The sequence below is a fragment of the Brevundimonas variabilis genome (assembly GCF_014199945.1).
Taxonomy (GTDB): domain Bacteria; phylum Pseudomonadota; class Alphaproteobacteria; order Caulobacterales; family Caulobacteraceae; genus Brevundimonas; species Brevundimonas variabilis.
In genome coordinates, this window is sequence record NZ_JACHOR010000004.1 from 113,891 (window position 1) to 131,666 (window position 17,776).

Consider the following 17,776-nt stretch of genomic DNA (forward strand, 5'->3'; position numbering starts at 1 on the left):
TTTCTGCCATCAGGGGCTCTGCCGGTGAGGGCGGGGCCCCTTTTTTTTCTAATGGGTCATCACGATCCGGATGTCGCCGACCTTGTTTGTCGGCATGACCACCACCTGATCGCCGAGCCGCTGGAACGCCAGATCGACGCAGGCATCTCCGACCGCCAGGCCCGTGACCGACAGCCGGTCGATGCCGACTGGCAACGTCGGGCTTGCGATCTGCACTGTCCGTTCGAAGGCGTCGATGCTCAGCCCCAGTGACGCCTGCAGCATCAGGAAGACCGAGCCCGCCGCCCAGGCCTGGGGGATACAGGCCACCGGATAGGCGATCGGCGGTTCGCCTGCCTCCCGGTCAAACCCGCAGAAGAGTTCCGGCAGGCGCATCTGGAAATGGGTGGCGGCCGCGTAGAGTTCGCCCAGGATCAGGGCCGCTGCGTCCCGCTCGCCATACAGGGCCATGCCGGCAACCCCCAGCGCCGTGTCGTGCGGCCAGACCGAGCCATTGTGATAGCTCATCGGATTGAAGCGGGCCTGGCCCCTGGCCAGGGTCCGCAGGCCCCAGCCCGTCCGGAATTCGCCGGACAGCAATCGTGCCGACACCGCCTGTGCGCGGTCGCAGGCCGGCAGGCCAGTGAACAGCAGGTGGCCCGCATTCGACCCGATCGACCGGCACTGGGCCCCGTCGCCGTCGAGGGCGATGGCGTAGAAGCCCTCATCCTCCATCCAGAACCGGTCCTCGACCCGCTGGCGCAGGTCTTCGGCCCTGCCGGCCCAGTCCGCGGTACGGGCGTCGCCCATGCGGGCTCCCAGATCGGCCATCGCCCGCCAGGCCGCATAGGCATAGCCCTGGACCTCCAGCAGGGCGACCGGACCCTTTGGAAAGGCCCCGTCGGTGTGGAAGATCGAGTCCTCGGAATCCTTCCAGCCCTGGTTGGACAGCCCGGTTTCGGCCGCGCGCTGGTAGTCGATCAGGCCATCGCCGTTGCTGTCGCCGTAGTCCCGCATCCATTCGGTCGCGGCGATCAGGTGCGGCCAGAGCGTCCGGATCAGCTCCAGATCCCCGGTCCGCGTTGCATAGGCTCCGGCCAGGGCCACGAACAGACAGGTGGTGTCGACACCGCCGTAGTAGAGGCCGAACGGCACTTCGTGCAGCGCGCTCATCTCGCCGCCGCGGGTCTCGTGCATGATCTTGCCGGGCTGGCTGTCGCGGAAGGCCGAGGTCTCGGTGGCCTGGCGCGCCGCCAGATAGGACAGCACGCCCCTGGCCAGGGACGGATCCAGCCACAGCATCTGCCACGCTGAAAGAATGCCGTCGCGGCCGAACGGGGTCGAGAACCAGGGCACGCCGGCATAGGGATAGGGGCCCGTCGGCAGGTCGCTGGTCAGCAGGGCCATGTCGGCCCGCGACTGGTCCAGCCACTGGTTGAAGCGGGGACTGCGGGGCCCGCGCACGGAGGCTCCGCGACGACGACGCGCCCGCATGGCCATCCGCGCTGCCACGGCGTTGGCGCGCCAGCGGGTCTGGTCGGGCGTGTCGGCCGGGACCGGGCCGCATTCAATGAACAGGTTTAGCCGCTTTCCGGTGGGCAGGCTGAACAGGAACTCCGCGCGGCTGGCGGTCAGGCGGGCCGGGGGCTCCGAGAAGGAAAGGGTGCTGGTGCGAACGACGTCATCCAGGCCCGTGTAGCGGAAGGTCACGCGCCGCCCGTCGTGGGTCGGTGTCTCTGCCCTGCCGCTGCGCTGGCGCAGGGTGCCACGCACCTGGAAGATGTCCGCGAAATCGGCCCCGAACTCGAAGGCGACCGGCAGCAACACGTCTTCCATGCCATGGTTGACCATCTGCACCCGTTCGAACATCCGCCGGTTCCAGACGAACCGCCGGCGTTCGACATGCATCACGCCCGCAGGCGCGGACCGGCCGCCCATCGGCGGCAGGGGGCGGTTCGTCGAGTGGCAGGTGAAGAAGACGTTGTCGCGGGATGCGCCCGAGCTCAGCCGCGATGGGCGCGCGCCACCCACGGTCATGACCAGCCGCGACAGGATACGGGTGTCCTGATCGAACAGGCCATCGGCCCCGCCCTTCAAGTCACCCCAGCCATCGGCCACAAGAAAAGTGTCGCGGTCCTTCAGCGCCAGCAGCCGCTCCAGCCCTTCGTTGCCGGAGGCCTCTGCAGCCGTGGTCTGCACCGAATAGCCGTCGTCCATCACATCATTCCGTACGCTTACTGGGTGGGGCGGACCCTACAGCCAAATGCGGGGGGATGATGGCGGTTCAGGTATTCCGGTCACTTTAAAGGCGACCGGAAGCGTTTCGTCCGGTCAGGCGTGGGCGGCGAAGCTGCGGGGTTCGCCGACCACACGCGTGACGGAATCATTGACCGCGACGCCAAACGGTCGCTGGGCCAGCAGGTCGCCATAGACGTCGAGATACCGTCGGGCCATGGCGGCGGCCGAGAACCGCTGCTCGAACCGGTCGCGAATGGCCGAGCGATCCAGCAGATGGGCCCGGCCGGCTGCCTCGACCGCCGCATCCATCGTGTCGACGAGGAAGCCGGTGGTCCCGTCCTCGATGATCTCGGTGGTCGAGCCACATTTGAAGGCGATGACCGGCGTGCCGCAGGCCATGGCCTCGATCATCACCAGACCAAAAGGCTCGGGCCAGTCGATCGGGAACAGCAGGGCGTCGGCCTTGCCGAGGAACTCGGACTTCTGGTGATCACCGATCTCGCCGACGAATTCGATCAGCGGATTGGCCAGCAGGGGTTTGATCTTTGTCTCGTAATAGACCTTGTCGGCCGCATCGACCTTGGCCGCGATCTTCAGCGGCTTGCCCAGTTTCAGGGCGATCTCGATGGCGCGGTCGGGGCGCTTCTCCGGCGAGATCCGGCCGAGGAAGGCCAGATAGCCGTCCGACTTCGGCGCAAACCGGTAGAGCTCCTCGGGCATGCCGTGGTGAACCGTCGCCCGCCAGTTGGCAAAGGCCAGGGGCTTTCGCTGGTCGTCCGAGATCGAGACCAGGCCGAACTCGGGCCAGCGCTCATAGACCGGGGCCAGATCCTTCATGTCCAGACGGCCGTGCAGGGTCGTGATCGTCTTGTCCGCGAACCGGCCGAACATCGGGAAGTGGATCATGTCGGTGTGGAAGTGGATGACGTCGAATTCCTCGGCGCGCTCCAGGACCTCGCCCAGCATCGACAGATGGGCGGCCAGGTCGGACTTCAGCGGCGCCGGATCCAGACGGATCGCCTGATCGCGCACAGGTATAAGTCGAGCGCGGGTCCGGGCCTCGGCGCTGGCGAACAGGGTCACGTCATGGCCCAGGTCGACAAGGGCGTCGGTCAGGTGCGCGACAACGCGCTCGGTCCCGCCGTACAGCTTGGGCGGAACGGCTTCATAGAGGGGAGTAACCTGGGCAATTTTCATGGTGTGGGTCCCTGCGCGTCGACGTGCGCCCGTGCTCCCAAACTCGCGTCAGATCAATCAGTTCCCTGTGAGCACCGTCCGCTGTGACACATAGCGTGTTTTATCGGATCGCCGCAGCAGCGCCGTCGTTCCGATGGCCAGCGTGGCGGGGAGCAGCGCCCAGATCATGCCCGCGATGGCCAGGCCTGTGGCGGCGGCCCAGAACGCCTGGACGATGAACTCGGCCAGGCCGATCAGCACCGACCCGCGCTTGTTCTGGTTGAATGCCTTGCGTTTCTCCGGCCGCTGTTGCCACAGCTGGATCAGGCCGGAGGATCCGGCGGAACACACACAGCCGACCGCGACGATCAGGGCCGCCAGCGGTGACATGAAGGCAAAGCCCGTCAGCGCCAGCGCGGTAAGCGCCAGGGTGGGCACGAGCGCGGCCATCAGCTTGGCGCGATCGGCCGCGGCCCGGTTGATCGGCGCGCACCCCAGAAGGTCCGGGCTGTCCTCGGCCGAGATGATGATCCAGGCGAAATTGCCGGCCAGCTGTCCGGCCATGACCACGATGGCCGCGCCCCCGATGGCGGCGGACGCGCCGCTGGAGGCGTCCCGGAACATGATGAAGCCCAGCGGCAGCAGATAGATCAGCCGCAGCACCACCTGACTGACCAGCTGCGGGTCGCGGGCCAGCAGGCGCAGTTCCTTGCGGATCATGACCCGGGTCATGCCCTCGGCGAACGGCTTGTCGGCTCCGGCGCGCGGAGGGGGCGGGGCCTTGCCGCCGGCGGCCTCGGTTGCATTCGCCGCGAACCGGGGCGCCAGGCCGATGCTGACGGCCGCGAAACCGGCCACGGCAATCCCGCCGAGAACCAGAAGGGCCATCAGGTCGCCGGTCAGGGCCTGAACCGGCCAGGACAGGGGCTGGCCGGCTTCGAACAGGCCGGTGTCCAGCACACCGCGAAGGCTGGCATACAGGGGGCCGGGGCCATCGTCCTCGTCCCCCGGACGGGTCAGGTTCCACATCTGGCTGGCCAGGAAGGCGAGGCCGCCGGTCACGCCCGCCAGGATCTGGGCCACGGTGCGGGTCGCGCGCGGGCCGATGGCGGCAAACAGCCCCAGCGTCAGCATGATGCCGAGGGTCGTCGCCACCATGGCCATGGCCAGCAGCAGCACATAGAGCCCCAGCCACTCGGGCCGCCCCAGCACACTGGCCGTCACGATGAAGGGAGTGGCGAGCGCCGCATAGAGCATGACGGTCACCAGGGCGATCGACACCGCCCGCACCGTCAGCACGACGCGCGGCTTCAGGGGCGAGGACATCAGCAGGTCCAGGTCGCGCCGTTCGAACAGGGCCTGGACGCTCATGTTGATGGCCTGGGACAGCATCAGGGTGAACAGGGCCAGTGTGCCCCCCGTGACGATCAGGGCCACCAATGGTGTCTCGGGCAGGGGGAACCGTGCGGCGAGGAAACCGAACCCGATGCCGCCGATCGCGATCACGGCCATGCCGAAGATCGCCAGGCCGATCAGGACGATCTGGCTGGCCCCCTTTTTCGCCTTCTTGCCGTCGGCGGTCGGCTGCTCCATTCCGCGCAGGCCCATCCGCATCTCGTGCGCCAGTAGCCAGATCGCCGATCCGGCGGGCAGGAACCGCATCATGGCGCGTCGGTCCCAACCAGATCGAGGAAGACGTCCTCCAGCGTCCGGCCCTCGCGGCCCGAGCGGGTGCGCAGCTCGTCCAGGGTGCCTTCGGCCAGCAGCCTGCCCGACTGGATGATGCCGATCCGGTCCGACATCCGCTCGGCGACATCGAGGATATGGGTGGTCAGGATGACGGTAGCCCCGGCCTCGACGCGGGCCTGCAGCAGGTCCTTGACCTGACGGGCCATGGCGGCGTCCAGCCCGGTCAGGGGCTCGTCCAGCATCAGCAGTTTCGGATCATGGATCAGGGCCCCGGCCAGGGCCGCCTTCTGCTTCATGCCGCGCGAAAAGCCCTCGCAGCGTTCGGCCCGGTGCTCCCACAGGGCCAGCCATTCCAGCAGTTCCTGGGCCTTGGCCCGCGCGGACTTGGCGTCCACGCCCCAAAGGCCGGCGACGAACTCCAGATATTCCATCGGGGTCAGCTTGTCGTAGAGCATCGGCTCGTCCGGCAGCCATGCCACCATCCGCTTGGCCGCGACCGGATCGGCCAGGGCATCGACCCCGAAGATGCGGATCGACCCGGCCCCCGGCTGAGTCAGCCCGGCCACCATCCGCAGCGTCGTCGTCTTGCCCGCGCCATTGGGCCCAAGCAGGGCATAGAGCTCGCCGGCCCTCACCGTCAGGTCCAGATTGTCCACCGCCGGCCGCGTGAAAACCTTCCGCAGACCGCGGACTTCCAGCGCGCTCTCAACCATGACTCGATCCCCTGACTTACGCGCAGCGATGGTGACGGCGGGGCAGGGCGGGGTCAAATGACTCCGGTGTCATGGAGCGCGTTTTGTTACTGCATCCCCGCCCGCACCTCGGCGCGGAGGGCGTCGATGGAGCGCAGGCCGGTGTCGGTCTTGAAGCGCCAGTAGGTCCAGCCATTGCAGGCCGGGGCGTTCTCCAGGATCGCGCCCAGCTTGTGGATCGAGCCGGTGAACTCGCCGGAAATCAGTGAACCATCGGCCCGGACGCGGGCCTCGCGGTGGCCCTTGGGGCAATACAGGGTGTCGCCGGGGGCCAGCAGGCCGGCCTCGACCAGGGCCCCGAACGGTACCTTCACCTCGGCGCGCTTGGAGCCCATGACCACCAGGTCCTCGGGCTTGGCGGGGATGACGGCCTTGATCCGGGTCTCGGCCACATCGGCATAGGCGGCGTCACGCTCGATACCGACGAAACGACGGCCCAGGCGTTTGGCGGCGGCACCCGTGGTGCCGGTGCCGAAGAAGGGGTCCAGGATGACGTCGCCCGGCTTGGTCGCGGCCATGATGACCCGGTGCAGCAGGCCCTCGGGCTTCTGGGTCGGATGGGCCTTCTTGCCGTCCTCTCCCTTGATCCGCTCCTCGCCGGTGCACAGCGCCAGCGTCCAGTCGGAACGCATTTGGGTGTCCTCGTTGAAGGCCTTCAGCGCATCATAGTTGAAGGTATAGCGCTTCTGGTCGCGCGACTTGGCGGCCCAGATCAGGGTCTCGTGGGCATTGGTGAACCGGGTGCCCTTGAAATTCGGCATGGGGTTCGACTTGCGCCAGATGATGTCGTTCAGCACCCAGTAGCCCAGGTCCTGGATGGCGGTGCCGAGGCGGAAGATGTTGTGATAGCTGCCGATCACCCAGATCGAGCCCTCGTCCTTGAGCACCCGCCGGCATTCCTTCAGCCAGTCGCGGCAGAAGGCGTCATAGGCGGCAAAACTGTCGAACTTGTCCCAGTCGTCGTCGACCGCATCGACCTTGGAGTTGTCGGGCCGCAGCAGGTCGCCGCCCAGCTGCAGGTTATAGGGAGGATCGGCAAAGACCATGTCCACCGACCGGTCGGGCAGGGTCCGCAGGATCTCGAGGCAGTCGCCGCGGTGGATGACGTCGGTGGCGAGAATTGGGGTCTTGATATCGGTCACGGACACGGCCCTGCGCAGCTTGAGCCGACAGGGTGAATCCTTGTGGTTAAGGACGGTTGAACGGGGGCGTTTCCGATCGTGCATTCCTGCAAATCGGTCGCTATGACGCTTTGATGATCGCTCGCCTTCGCCCCGTTCCGTTCGACCTCGGTCCTGTCCATTTTGTCGGTATCGGCGGCATCGGCATGAGCGGCATTGCCGAGATCATGCTGAAGATCGGCTATTCCGTGCAGGGCTCGGACGCCAAGGCTTCGGCCAATACCGAGCGGCTGGAGGCCCTGGGGGCCCGCATCTTCATCGGCCATGACGCCACCCATGTCGGAGAAAGCGTTTCCGCTGTGGTCTATTCGACGGCGGTCAAGGCGACCAATCCCGAGATGGTGACCGCCCGGGCGCGGCGCATTCCCCTAGTCCGGCGGGCCGAAATGCTGGCCGAGCTGATGCGGCTGCAGTTCTCGATCGCGGTGGGCGGGACCCACGGCAAGACCACGACGACCTCGATGGTGGCGGCCCTGCTGGATGCGGCGGGGCTGGATCCCACCGTGGTCAATGGCGGGATCATCAATGCTTACGGGACCAATGCCAAGGTCGGGGACGGCGACTGGATCGTGGTCGAGGCCGATGAATCGGACGGCAGCTTCCTGCGGCTGAAGTCGACGGTGGCCATCGTCACCAATATCGATCCCGAGCACCTGGACCACTACGGCGACTTCGATGCGGTGCGTAAGGCGTTCATCGATTTCGTCGAGAACATTCCCTTCTACGGCTTTGCCTGTGTCTGTCTGGATCATCCGGAGGTGCAGAAGCTGGTGGCGGCGATCGATAACCGCCGTCTGGTCACCTATGGGCTGAACCCTCAGGCCATGGTGCGGGCCGACAATGTCGAGATGGCCGCCGATGGCTGCCGCTTCGATGTGGTGTTCCAGTCGGGATCGCAGGGGGGCGAGCCTCACCGGATCGAGGGCCTGCACCTGCCCATGGCGGGCTGGCACAATGTGGCCAATGCCCTGGCCGCCATCGCCGTGGCGCGCGAGCTGGATGTGTCGGACGAGGCGATCAAGGCCGGTCTGGCGGGCTTCGGCGGGGTCAAGCGGCGCTTCACCACAACGGGCGTCGTCGGCGGCGTCCGGATCGTCGACGACTATGGCCACCACCCGGTCGAGATCGCCGCCGTCCTGAAGGCCGCGCGTCAGGTCACCGAGGGCCGGGTCATCGCCGTGATGCAGCCGCATCGCTTCACCCGCCTGCGCGACCTGATGGAAGAGTTCTCGACCAGTTTCTCGGATGCGGACTCCGTCCTGATCGCCGACGTCTATCCGGCCGGCGAGGCGCCGATCGAGGGGGTCGACAAACATGCGCTCGTCGATGGCGTGCAGCGATATGGCCACCGCAGCGTGGCTGCACTGGACGGCGTGGCGGCCCTGCCGGGCGTGATCGCCGCCGAGGCGAAACCGGGGGATGTGGTCGTGCTGCTGGGGGCAGGGGACATCACGTCATGGGCCTACGCCCTGCCGGGCCAGCTGGAAGCGCTGGCGTGAGCCCCGGGGCTTTCGTCATCCTCCGGCGAAGCGCAGCGGAGACCGGGGGACCCAGCGGTGCCGAAGGCGATCTTTTCAACCGCGCAGTGTCCGCGACAGGGTCGCGCGTTCGCGCGCCGCTGGGTTCTCCGGTCGCTGCGCGCCGGACAATGACGAACACGGAGGGATGCGATGGTGCTGCCGGGCCTGCTGGAAGCGCTGGCGTGAGCCCCGGGGCTTTCGTCATCCTCCGGCGAAGCGCAGCGAAGACCAGGGCTTTCGTCATCCTCCGGCGAAGCGCAGCGGAGACCGGGGGACCCAGCGGTGCCGAAGGCGATCTTTTCACCCACGCTGTGTCCGCGACAGGGTCGCGCGTTCGCGCGCCGCTGGGTTCCCCGGTCGCTGCGCGCCGGAGAATGACGAAGGCGGGGGATGCGCATGACCTGGCGTAACACCCTTCCCACCGTGCGTGGCAAGCTGCTGCGAGACGAACCGCTGGCCCCGTTCACCTGGTTCCGGGTCGGAGGCGCGGCCGATGTGCTGTTCATCCCGGCCGATGCGGAAGACCTTGCGGACTTCCTGAAGGCGATCGCCCCCAACGTGCCGCTGACGGTGCTGGGCGTCGGGTCCAATGTCATCGTGCGCGACGGCGGCGTCGAGGGTGTGGTGATCCGGCTGGCGGGCCGGGCCTTTGCCGGGATCGCCGTCGACGGCCAGACCCTGACCGTCGGGGCCGGTGCGCTGGACGCCATGGTCGCAAAGGCCTCGGCGAAGGCCGGCATCGCCGGGCTGGAGTTCCTTGCGGGCATCCCCGGCACCATCGGCGGGGCCCTGACCATGAATGCGGGCTGCTATGGCTCCGAGACGAAGGACGTCCTGGTCTCGGCCCGGGGTCTGACCCGCAACGGCCAGAGGGTCGACTATGACCTGGCCGATTTCGGCTACACCTATCGCCATTCCGAGGCCCCGGCCGACATCCTGTGGCTCGAGGCCGTGTTCCGGGGTCAGCCGGACGACCCGGACGCCGTCATGGCCCGGATCGAGGCGATCACCGCCCGGCGCGAGACCACCCAGCCGATTCGAGAAAAGACCGGCGGCTCGACCTTCAAGAACCCGCCCGGCCATTCATCGTGGAAGCTGGTCGACGAGGCGGGCTGGCGCGGGCGGCTGCATGCCGTGACGGGCGGCGGGGCGATGTTCAGCGACCTGCATTCCAACTTCATGATCAATCCCGGCGAGGCGACCGCCGCCGACATCGAGGGCCTGGGCGAGGCTGTCCGCGCCGATGTGCTGGCAAAGACCGGCGTCCAGCTGGACTGGGAGATCAAGCGGATCGGACGTCCGGCGGATTGAATTCGAGCAGGGTCTGACTATGATGACCAACATGTCATCGAACGCTTCAAATCCGACCTGGTCGGTCGCCGAGGCCAAGGCGCGGTTCAGCGAAGTCGTCCTGCGCGCCAGGGCCGGAGAACCCCAGCGGGTGAGCCGCTATGGCAAGGACGAGGTCGTCGTCGTTTCGATCGACGACTGGAACGCCATGTCGGATCGCCAGAATGCGTCCGCGGTAAAGCCGCGTGGCAGTCTGCTGGACCTGTTCGAACCCCTCCGCGGCTCCGGCCTCGTGCTGGAGCGCGCGCCCGGTGGTGCCAGGACGCCCCCGTTCGGGGATGACGATTGAGGTATCTTCTCGATACCGTCGCCATTTCGGACTTCACCAAGATACCGGGAAATCCGGGCGTGACCGCATGGATCGGGTCGGTAGACGAAGACGATACCTTTCTGAGTGTCGGCGTTGTCGCCGAGCTACGCCTCGGCATCCAGAACCGGAGCGTGAACAGGCACGGCATCGATCTCGAGGCCTGGCTCAGCCAGAAACTTCTGCCGCGATTTGCCGGCCGGATCATCGGCGTTGATCCCATGGTCGCGGATGTGTGGGGCCGCAATCTGCATTTCCTGCGCGCGGCCGGTCGCGTGGACTATGTGGTCGATGCCCTGATCGCGGCGACGGCTCGCGTTCATGGACTGGTCGTCGTGACGCGCAATGTTCGCGACTTCGCGCCGCTTGGCGTGGATGTCCTGAACCCCTGGACGGACGAGTAGGGGCGAAGTCATCGCCGCTTTTCACAAATTTATCCGCGGCCGACCATCTCTTGGTTAAGGCTTCTTAACCCTCCCGGAGGCAATCGGGTGCGGGGCATCAAGGACGCCCGGAGCCGATCATGACCCGCCCGATTTCAGATCTTCACGTCGCCGTCCTGATGGGCGGGCTGTCGTCCGAGCGCGCGGTCTCGCTGTCGTCGGGCAAGCAGTGTGCCGATGCGCTGGAGGGGCAGGTCGCCCGGGTCACGCGCGTCGATGCCGGGCGCGACCTGGCCCAGGTGCTGGCCGCCCTGAAGCCCGATGTCGTCTTCAATGCCCTGCACGGCGACTGGGGCGAGGACGGCTGCGTCCAGGGCATCCTGGAAACATTGCAGATTCCCTATACCCACTCCGGCCTGCTGGCCTCGGCGATCACCATGGACAAGGACAAGTCCAAGGCCGTGCTGCGCGCCGCCGGGATCAACGTGCCGGGCGGCGGCCTGTTCGACCGCCATGCCGTGGCCCGCGGTCACGTCATTGCGCCACCCTATATCGTCAAGCCCAATGCCGAGGGCTCCTCGGTCGGGGTCTATCGCGTGCTGGAGGGCGAAGTCCCCGTCGCCGCCGTCGGGGCCGACGACTGGGCCTATGGCGAGCAGGTGATGGTCGAACCCTTCATCCCCGGCAAGGAACTGGCCGTCACCGTCATCGGCGAGGCGACCGGCCCCCGGGCCCTGACGGTCACCGACATCACCCCGGTCAAGGGCTTCTACGACTACGAGGCCAAATACGCTGCCGGCGGATCGATCCACAAACTGCCCGCCGAGCTGCCGCCCGCCGTCTTCGAGACGGCGCTGCGTCAGTCGGAGCTGGCTCACACGGCGCTGGGCTGCCGGGGAATCTCGCGATCCGACTTCCGTTATGACGATGTTAAGGACGATCTCGTTCTTCTGGAGGTCAACACCCAGCCCGGCATGACGCCAACCTCGCTCGCCCCCGAGCAGGCCGCGTTCGTCGGGATGGATTACAAAGCCCTTGTTCGCTGGATCGTGGAGGACGCCTCATGCCCGCGGTAGTTCGCGGCGGTCGGCGACAGAATCAACAGGCCCCGAAACGCGGCGCTCCGGCTGGGGCGTCGCGCGGCGGGCCCCGCAATGCTCCGGCGACGCCTGCCAAGGTCGCCGCGCTCGGCAAGCTGGATCTGTCGCCCCGCGCCGTCATGATCGCCCTGTTCTCGGGCGTCGTCGTGCTGGGCATCGTCCTGGCCACGGGGGCCCGCGCGGACCGCATCGGCGCATCCGTTGACCAGGGTATTGCCTCGGTGGCTTCGGGGCTGGGTCTGACGCTGGACCGCGTCCACATCACCGGTGCCTCCGCCGAAGCCACGCCCTCGATCCGCCGCGCGCTGCAGGTTCGCGCCGGCCAGCCGATCACGACCCTTGATCTCGCGGCCATCCAGGCCCGGGTCCAGTCGGTCGGCTGGGTCGAGTCGGCCCGCGTCGTGCGTCTGCTGCCGGATACCCTGATCGTCGAGGTCGTCGAGCATGACCGTCTGGCCGTCTGGCAGAGCGGCGGACGGGCCTTTGTCGTGGATGGCTCGGGCAAGGTCATTCCGGGGGCTGATCCGGGTCGTTATCCGGGCCTGCCGCTGATCGTGGGCCAGGGGGCCGACCAGGCGGCGGCCGAAATCCTGCCGCTGCTGGACCAGCGTCCCCGTCTGATGGGCCGGGTCGATGCCCTGGTGCGCGTGGACGAGCGTCGCTGGGACCTGAGGCTCAAGGACGGCAGCCTGATCCAGCTCCCGGCCACGCGGCAGGAGGCCGCCCTGATCCAGCTGGATGCCATGGACCAGCGCGAGCGCCTGCTGGACCTCGGCTTCTCGCGCGTCGACCTGCGCACGCCCGAGGCCATTGCCGTCCGTCCGTCCGCCGACACGCCCGTTCCGTCGCCGGAACCCGCCCCTTCGCCCGCCGTCTAGTCGCATAAGAGAGCCCACCCCCATGGCCGGACGCAAACCCGTCGAACCTGCAAACGACGCCACCCGCGCAGCGGCGCGCGCACCTGTCGTGGCCGCGCTCGACCTGGGCCAGTCCAAGGTCGCCTGTTTCATCATGAAGCCGGACGGCGTGCGCCATGCCGACCGGACCATCCGCGTCGCGGGGGCCAGCCATGTGCAGTCCAAGGGCGTGCGGGGCGGGGCCATCGTCAACATGGACGAGGCCGCCCAGGCCATCGGTCATGCCGTCGAACGGGCCGAGCGCACGGCCGGGGCCCCGGTCTCGGGCGTCATCGTCACCACGGCGATCGGCCAGATGGCCAGCCACCGGGTCCAGGCGCGCGTCTCGCTGGGCTCCAATCCGATCGGGGACGCCGAACTGGCGCGAGCCATCGGCATGGCGCTGGCCCAGATCCGTCTGCCGAACCGCCGCCCGATCCACGTCCTGCCCATCGCCTGGTCGGTAGACGGTGCGCGCGGCGTGCATGATCCCCGGGCCATGCGCGGCGGATCGCTGGGGCTGGACCTCCTGGTCGTGTCGATGGCCGAGAGCGCCTTTGCCTCGCTGAGCCACTGCCTCGAACTGGCGCATCTGGACCTCCAGGGTGTCGCCGCCGCGCCCATCGTCGCTTCCCTGGCCGCGCTGGAAGAGGACGAGATGGATCTGGGGTGCGTCTGCATCGACATGGGCGGTGGCTCGACCAGCGCCGCCGTCTGGGGTGGACGCAGCCTGCTGCATATCGAATCGCTGAACGTCGGGGGCGACCACGTCACGGCCGACATCGCGCGCGGACTGTCGACGTCCAAGGCCGGAGCCGAACGGCTCAAGACCCTGCACGGCTCGGCCATGGCCAGCGCCAACGAGGACCGCGAGATGCTGGAGGCCCCGCCGCGCGGCGAGGACCCGTCGGCCGGTCCCGTCATCGTCCCGCGCGCCATGCTCAAGACCGTGATCGCGCCGCGCGTGGAAGAAACGCTGGAGCTGCTGCGTGACCGCCTGCGTCATGCGGGCGTGGGACTCGAACCCGGCGCCGGAATGGTTCTGACCGGCGGGGCCAGCCAGCTGAATGGCGTGCGGGAGCTGGCGGTGCGGGTGTTCGATCGTCCCGTCCGGCTGGGCAAGCCGCAGCGCGCGCCTCACCTGGCCGACGCTGCGTCGGGCCCGGCCTTCTGCTCGGCCGCCGGCGTCCTGTTGCGCGCAGCCTATGGCCCGCGCGAGGCCGTTTCGGCGCGCAAGCTGATGACGCGACAGCTGACAGCGGCCGATGCGCCCCGCGTCCACCGCGGCAATCCGCTGGCCCGGGCTGCCGGCTGGCTGCGCGAGAATCTCTGACCATCCATCAACGCGATCGCTGAATGCGCACTCGGCAACCTGCGGTCGAATTCCGCCGGTCGCTCAATCGTGGCCATTTGGGGCCCGTGTTGCCGCACTGTGTCCAGATTGTAACATCTTCGTCTTTCGTTAGCCCTGAAACGGCCCCAGTTGTTGATCCTCGCCACAATGCTGCCTAGCGTGAACACCGGACGGTGAACCGCGTTCGCGGCGCACCCGCAATTTGGCATGTTTAAAGGCTGGGGTTTTTTCATGGTTTCCACACGCAAGTATCTCTTTGGCACGACAGTCCTCGCGGGGATCCTGTCGATGGCCGCCCCGGCGTTCGCCCAGACGGCACCCGCAGCGCCCCAGGACGACGAGGCCGTCGTCGACGAGATCGTCGTGACCGGCTCGCGCATCCGTCGCGACCCGGCCAGCGTTCCGACGCCGATCATCACCGTCCAGCGCGAAGCCCTGCTGGAAACCGGTCTGGCGACCGTGATCGACTATCTGGCCACCATCCCGGCCCTGTCCAACTCGCTGGTTCCGTCGGACACGACGGGTAACAACCTCAACGACGGCGGCCTGGAGTTTGCCAACCTCCGCTCGCTGGGTTCGGGCCGCACCCTGACGCTGATCGACGGACGCCGTCACGTCGGTTCGCAGGCCGGCACGCTGCAGGTCGACGTCTCGATCATCCCCCGCCTGCTGATCGAGAGCATCGACATCGTCACCGGTGGTGCCTCGTCGGTCTACGGCGCTGACGCCGTCTCCGGCGTGCTGAACTACACCCTGCGCAAGGACTTCGAAGGCCTCGAGATCGATGCCAACTACGGTCAACTGGTCCAGGAAGGCGATGCCAACACCCGCCGCGTCTCGGTCTTGGCCGGCAAGAACTTCTTTGACGACCGCCTGAACATCTATGCCCACGCCGAATACGAAAAGGCCGACGAGGTCTATTCGGAGTACATCAACTGGCTGGCTGACGGCCGCATCACCCTCGGCATCGACGCTGACCCCGCCAACGCGACCCTCGGCCCGATCAACGACGGCTTCATCGATATCGCCCAGTTCTACGGCGCCCGTCGTCTGGACCGTCCGCGGTGGGGTTCGACCACTCTGGCCAACATGCAGCGCCCGAGCCCGCTGTCCGACCCCGATGTGACCTTTGCGGACTGCCCCGGCGGTTCCTCCACGGCGGCTGGCTGCTTCAACGTCGATCCCGCCTATACCTACTGGTTCGACGGCACGACCGCCCGTCTGGCGAATTTCGGCCAGCGTATCGGCACCACCGGCACCAACCGCCCCTGGAACATCGGCGGCGACGGCGAGACTGCCAACGTCACGACCTTCGACCAGCGGTCGCGCTTCCCCGAGCAGGAGTCGCAGCGCTACCAGGTCGGCCTGAACTTCAAGATCACCGACTCCATCAGCGCCCTGCTTGAAGCCAAATACACGACCGAAGACGCCTTCGACGTCGGTCAGGCCTCGTTCTGGGATATCTACATCACCGACGCCGGCTTCGGCGGCACCATCAACACCGGCACCGGCCCCGGCCTGATTTCGGGCACCAGCGCCTTCACCACGCGTCTGGACAACGCCTTCCTGCCCGCCAACCTGCGTGCAGCGATCCAGAACAACACCTTCACGCGCTACAACAACGCCAGCGCCGCGACCCCGAACGATCCAGGCTCGATCCGCACCGTCGGTCTGGCCGCCCCGATCGCCATCCACCGCGGCTTCGGCATCGACCGGAACCAGACCAACAACCGGGAAGTCCAGCGTTACGTTGCGGCCCTGGAAGGCGCGTACGACAAGGTCGGCTTCGTCGACAACTTCGCCTGGAGCGCCTCGTACACCTACGGTGAGATGAACAACATCAACCGTGAAGCCGGACCGGACGCCATCCGTTTCGCTCACGCGATGGACTCGGTCGTCGACACCGCGGGTATCGTCAATGGTCGTCCGGGCGAGATCGTCTGCCGGGTTCGCCTGCTGGCCGCTCGCGGCCTGCCGATCGCCGAACAGAACCCCAACACCGCTGCCACCACCTATGCCAGCGCCACCAACCCGGAAATCGCCGGGTGCGTGCCGCTGAACGTCTTCGGTGCCGGCAATCAGTCGGCTGAAGCCCTCAACTACTTCAGCACCTCGATCGCCGTTCGTCAGAAGAACATTCAGGAAAGCGCCGTCGCCTCGGTTTCCGGCCAGCTCTGGGACTTCTGGGGTGCCGGCCCGATCGGCGTGGCCCTGGGCCTCGAGTACCGCCGCGAGTTCACCGAGGGCGTGGGTCGTAGCCGCGACACCGCTGGCCGCGTGCTGCAGCTGAACACCGGTGCCGACCTGCTGGGCGTCGAATACGAAACCGAAGAAGCCTTCGCCGAAATCGCCATCCCGCTGCTGCGTGACAGCTGGCTGGGCGAGTTCGCCGAGCTGAGCGGTTCGTACCGGACCTTCGACTACACGACCGCCGGCAGCGGCGACGTGTACGGTGTCAACCTGGTGTATCGTCCGATCACCGACATCACCTTCAAGTCGAGCTTCAACACCTCGTTCCGCGCACCGAACCTGTCGGAAAACTTCACGCCGCTGAGCCAGACGTTCGTTAACGCCTTCGTTGACCCGTGCTCGTCGACGGTCATCGCCAACTTCTCCGGGGCCGATGCGGCCACGGTCCGCGCCAACCGGATCGCGAACTGCACCACCCTGGCCCGTGCGCGTGGCCTGAACTACGACTTCGGTCAGACGACCCCGACCCCGACCGACGACTACCTGCCGGTCTATCCGTCGGGTATCGCCAGCTCCAGCGGTGGTAACCCCACCCTGACGCCGGAAACCTCGGAGTCCTTCACCTTCTCGACCGTGCTGCGTCCGCGCTTCGTGCCGAACCTGTCGATCGTTCTCGACTACTACGAGATCGAGGTCGCCAACGTGATCGTGACGCCGAGCGGGCAGTTCCTGGCCGATGACTGCGTCAGCGCAGGCCCGACCCTGAACCAGGCGACCTGCCAGTTCGTCTTCCGCAACAACCCGACCACGGGCGATGCCTTCGACGTCTTCAAGGTCGGTGCCGGTGGCTCGGACCCGGTCGGTGGCTTCATCCTGGCCCCGGTCAACCGCGCCAAGCTGCAGACCCGCGGTCTGGACTTCTCGATCAACTACGGCTTCGACTCCGAGGACCTGTTCGGCGTCAACCTGGGTCGCTTCGACTACACCCTGAGCGGCCTGTGGCTGATCGAGCAGAAGAACTTCCTCGACCCGACCAACCCGGCCGCCTTCACCGACTCGACCACCAGCGTCTTCTTCCCGCGTCTGGAAGGCGTCTCGCGTCTGTCGTGGTCGCCGAACGACAAGGTGCAGGTCTCCTGGACGCTGGACTGGCTGGGTTCGCAGGACCTCGCGAAGACCCGCGACATCCTGGCCACGGGTAACCTCGACGGTCGTCCGGTCGCCTGGAACATCACCGAGAACTTCTACCGCCACGACTTCTCGGTCCGGTACAACCTGACGGATGACATCACGCTGCGCGCCGGTGTGACCAACGCCTTCGACGCTGAGCCGCCCCCCTACCTGGGCTTCGCCAGCACCTTCGACCCCTACGGCCGTCGCTTCAACGTCGGCATCAACTTCCGCGCCTTCTGATCAGGGCAACGAACCCAAGGGAAAGGGCGGCTCTCCGGAGCCGCCCTTTTTTTGTTGTCCACGAAGTTCTTGGGACTACGTAATGCATCTATCTTGCGGCCACGCTTGAAGTTTTGGCTTCCGGCCTTCACGACTCACGTTATCGGGTAATGCTCCATTAACGAAGTTGGGGCTTTGCTTAACGCGCTCATAACCATCGCGATTCGACGGGGCATCTCGCGGTGGTATTGAAGGGCAGGGTCGAAGGT

General features: G+C 67.0%; 13 protein-coding genes. 8 read left to right on the forward strand and 5 right to left on the reverse strand.

Going from position 1 to position 17,776, the window contains the following annotated elements; genetic code table 11:
- Window positions 1–48: 48 nt before the first annotated feature.
- The 5 genes from GGR13_RS11870 to GGR13_RS11890 all read right to left on the reverse strand — a co-directional run bounded on the left by GGR13_RS11870 (window position 49) and on the right by GGR13_RS11890 (window position 6,955).
- The gene (locus GGR13_RS11870; RefSeq protein ID WP_183213765.1) at window positions 49–2,196 is read right to left on the reverse strand and encodes an amylo-alpha-1,6-glucosidase; all 2,148 of its coding nucleotides are present in this window, start codon (window positions 2,194–2,196) and stop codon (window positions 49–51) included.
- Window positions 2,197–2,310: 114 nt separating this feature from the next.
- Entirely contained in the window at window positions 2,311–3,414 is a 1,104-nt protein-coding gene (locus GGR13_RS11875) for a glycosyltransferase family 4 protein (RefSeq protein ID WP_183213766.1), read from the reverse strand.
- 57 nt (window positions 3,415–3,471) lie between these two features.
- Complete coding sequence (locus tag GGR13_RS11880; RefSeq protein WP_183213767.1) at window positions 3,472–5,058, reverse strand: hypothetical protein; 1,587 nt, start codon at window positions 5,056–5,058, stop codon at window positions 3,472–3,474.
- Window positions 5,055–5,795: an ABC transporter ATP-binding protein gene (locus GGR13_RS11885; RefSeq protein ID WP_183213768.1), complete on the reverse strand. Its 741-nt coding sequence runs from the start codon at window positions 5,793–5,795 to the stop codon at window positions 5,055–5,057. The genes GGR13_RS11880 and GGR13_RS11885 overlap by 4 nt, the downstream gene beginning before the upstream one ends.
- A gap of 86 nt (window positions 5,796–5,881) precedes the next feature.
- Window positions 5,882–6,955 (reverse strand): DNA methyltransferase, encoded by a 1,074-nt coding sequence (locus GGR13_RS11890; RefSeq protein WP_484478988.1) that lies wholly within the window; start codon window positions 6,953–6,955, stop codon window positions 5,882–5,884.
- A 134-nt stretch (window positions 6,956–7,089) separates the two neighbouring features.
- Here GGR13_RS11890 and murC point away from each other — a divergent pair, with 134 nt between their 5' ends.
- The 8 genes from murC (at window position 7,090) to GGR13_RS11930 (ending at window position 17,528) form a co-directional block, all read left to right on the forward strand.
- Window positions 7,090–8,514 carry a UDP-N-acetylmuramate--L-alanine ligase gene (murC, locus tag GGR13_RS11895; RefSeq protein ID WP_183213770.1) on the forward strand — a complete coding sequence of 475 codons (1,425 nt, stop codon included), beginning with the start codon at window positions 7,090–7,092 and terminating at the stop codon, window positions 8,512–8,514.
- A 417-nt stretch (window positions 8,515–8,931) separates the two neighbouring features.
- The gene (gene murB, locus GGR13_RS11900; RefSeq protein ID WP_183213771.1) at window positions 8,932–9,846 is read left to right on the forward strand and encodes a UDP-N-acetylmuramate dehydrogenase; all 915 of its coding nucleotides are present in this window, start codon (window positions 8,932–8,934) and stop codon (window positions 9,844–9,846) included.
- Window positions 9,847–9,877: 31 nt separating this feature from the next.
- A complete protein-coding gene (locus GGR13_RS11905) occupies window positions 9,878–10,174 on the forward strand; it encodes a type II toxin-antitoxin system Phd/YefM family antitoxin (protein WP_221230653.1) in 297 nt (98 codons plus the stop codon).
- A complete protein-coding gene (locus GGR13_RS11910; RefSeq protein WP_183213772.1) occupies window positions 10,171–10,596 on the forward strand; it encodes a type II toxin-antitoxin system VapC family toxin in 426 nt (141 codons plus the stop codon). The genes GGR13_RS11905 and GGR13_RS11910 overlap by 4 nt, the downstream gene beginning before the upstream one ends.
- Before the next feature lie 119 nt (window positions 10,597–10,715).
- A complete protein-coding gene (locus GGR13_RS11915) occupies window positions 10,716–11,651 on the forward strand; it encodes a D-alanine--D-alanine ligase (protein ID WP_183213773.1) in 936 nt (311 codons plus the stop codon).
- Window positions 11,639–12,553, forward strand: a complete 915-nt coding sequence (locus GGR13_RS11920) for a cell division protein FtsQ/DivIB (protein WP_183213774.1) — start codon at window positions 11,639–11,641, stop codon at window positions 12,551–12,553. The genes GGR13_RS11915 and GGR13_RS11920 overlap by 13 nt, the downstream gene beginning before the upstream one ends.
- Before the next feature lie 22 nt (window positions 12,554–12,575).
- Window positions 12,576–13,904 (forward strand): cell division protein FtsA, encoded by a 1,329-nt coding sequence (ftsA, locus tag GGR13_RS11925; protein ID WP_183213775.1) that lies wholly within the window; start codon window positions 12,576–12,578, stop codon window positions 13,902–13,904.
- 252 nt (window positions 13,905–14,156) lie between these two features.
- On the forward strand, window positions 14,157–17,528 hold the full coding sequence (locus GGR13_RS11930) for a TonB-dependent receptor domain-containing protein (RefSeq protein WP_183213776.1): 3,372 nt from the start codon (window positions 14,157–14,159) through the stop codon (window positions 17,526–17,528).
- The last annotated feature ends 248 nt before the right edge of the window (window positions 17,529–17,776 follow it).

Coding starts and splice junctions, on each gene's coding strand:
- GGR13_RS11870 (WP_183213765.1), bottom strand. CDS start 2,196: ATGGACGACGGCTATTCGGTGCAGACCACGGCTGCAGAGGCCTCCGGC.
- GGR13_RS11875 (WP_183213766.1), bottom strand. CDS start 3,414: ATGAAAATTGCCCAGGTTACTCCCCTCTATGAAGCCGTTCCGCCCAAG.
- GGR13_RS11880 (WP_183213767.1), bottom strand. CDS start 5,058: ATGATGCGGTTCCTGCCCGCCGGATCGGCGATCTGGCTACTGGCGCAC.
- GGR13_RS11885 (WP_183213768.1), bottom strand. CDS start 5,795: ATGGTTGAGAGCGCGCTGGAAGTCCGCGGTCTGCGGAAGGTTTTCACG.
- murC (WP_183213770.1), top strand. CDS start 7,090: ATGATCGCTCGCCTTCGCCCCGTTCCGTTCGACCTCGGTCCTGTCCAT.
- murB (WP_183213771.1), top strand. CDS start 8,932: ATGACCTGGCGTAACACCCTTCCCACCGTGCGTGGCAAGCTGCTGCGA.
- GGR13_RS11905 (WP_221230653.1), top strand. CDS start 9,878: ATGTCATCGAACGCTTCAAATCCGACCTGGTCGGTCGCCGAGGCCAAG.
- GGR13_RS11915 (WP_183213773.1), top strand. CDS start 10,716: ATGACCCGCCCGATTTCAGATCTTCACGTCGCCGTCCTGATGGGCGGG.
- GGR13_RS11920 (WP_183213774.1), top strand. CDS start 11,639: ATGCCCGCGGTAGTTCGCGGCGGTCGGCGACAGAATCAACAGGCCCCG.
- ftsA (WP_183213775.1), top strand. CDS start 12,576: ATGGCCGGACGCAAACCCGTCGAACCTGCAAACGACGCCACCCGCGCA.
- GGR13_RS11930 (WP_183213776.1), top strand. CDS start 14,157: ATGGTTTCCACACGCAAGTATCTCTTTGGCACGACAGTCCTCGCGGGG.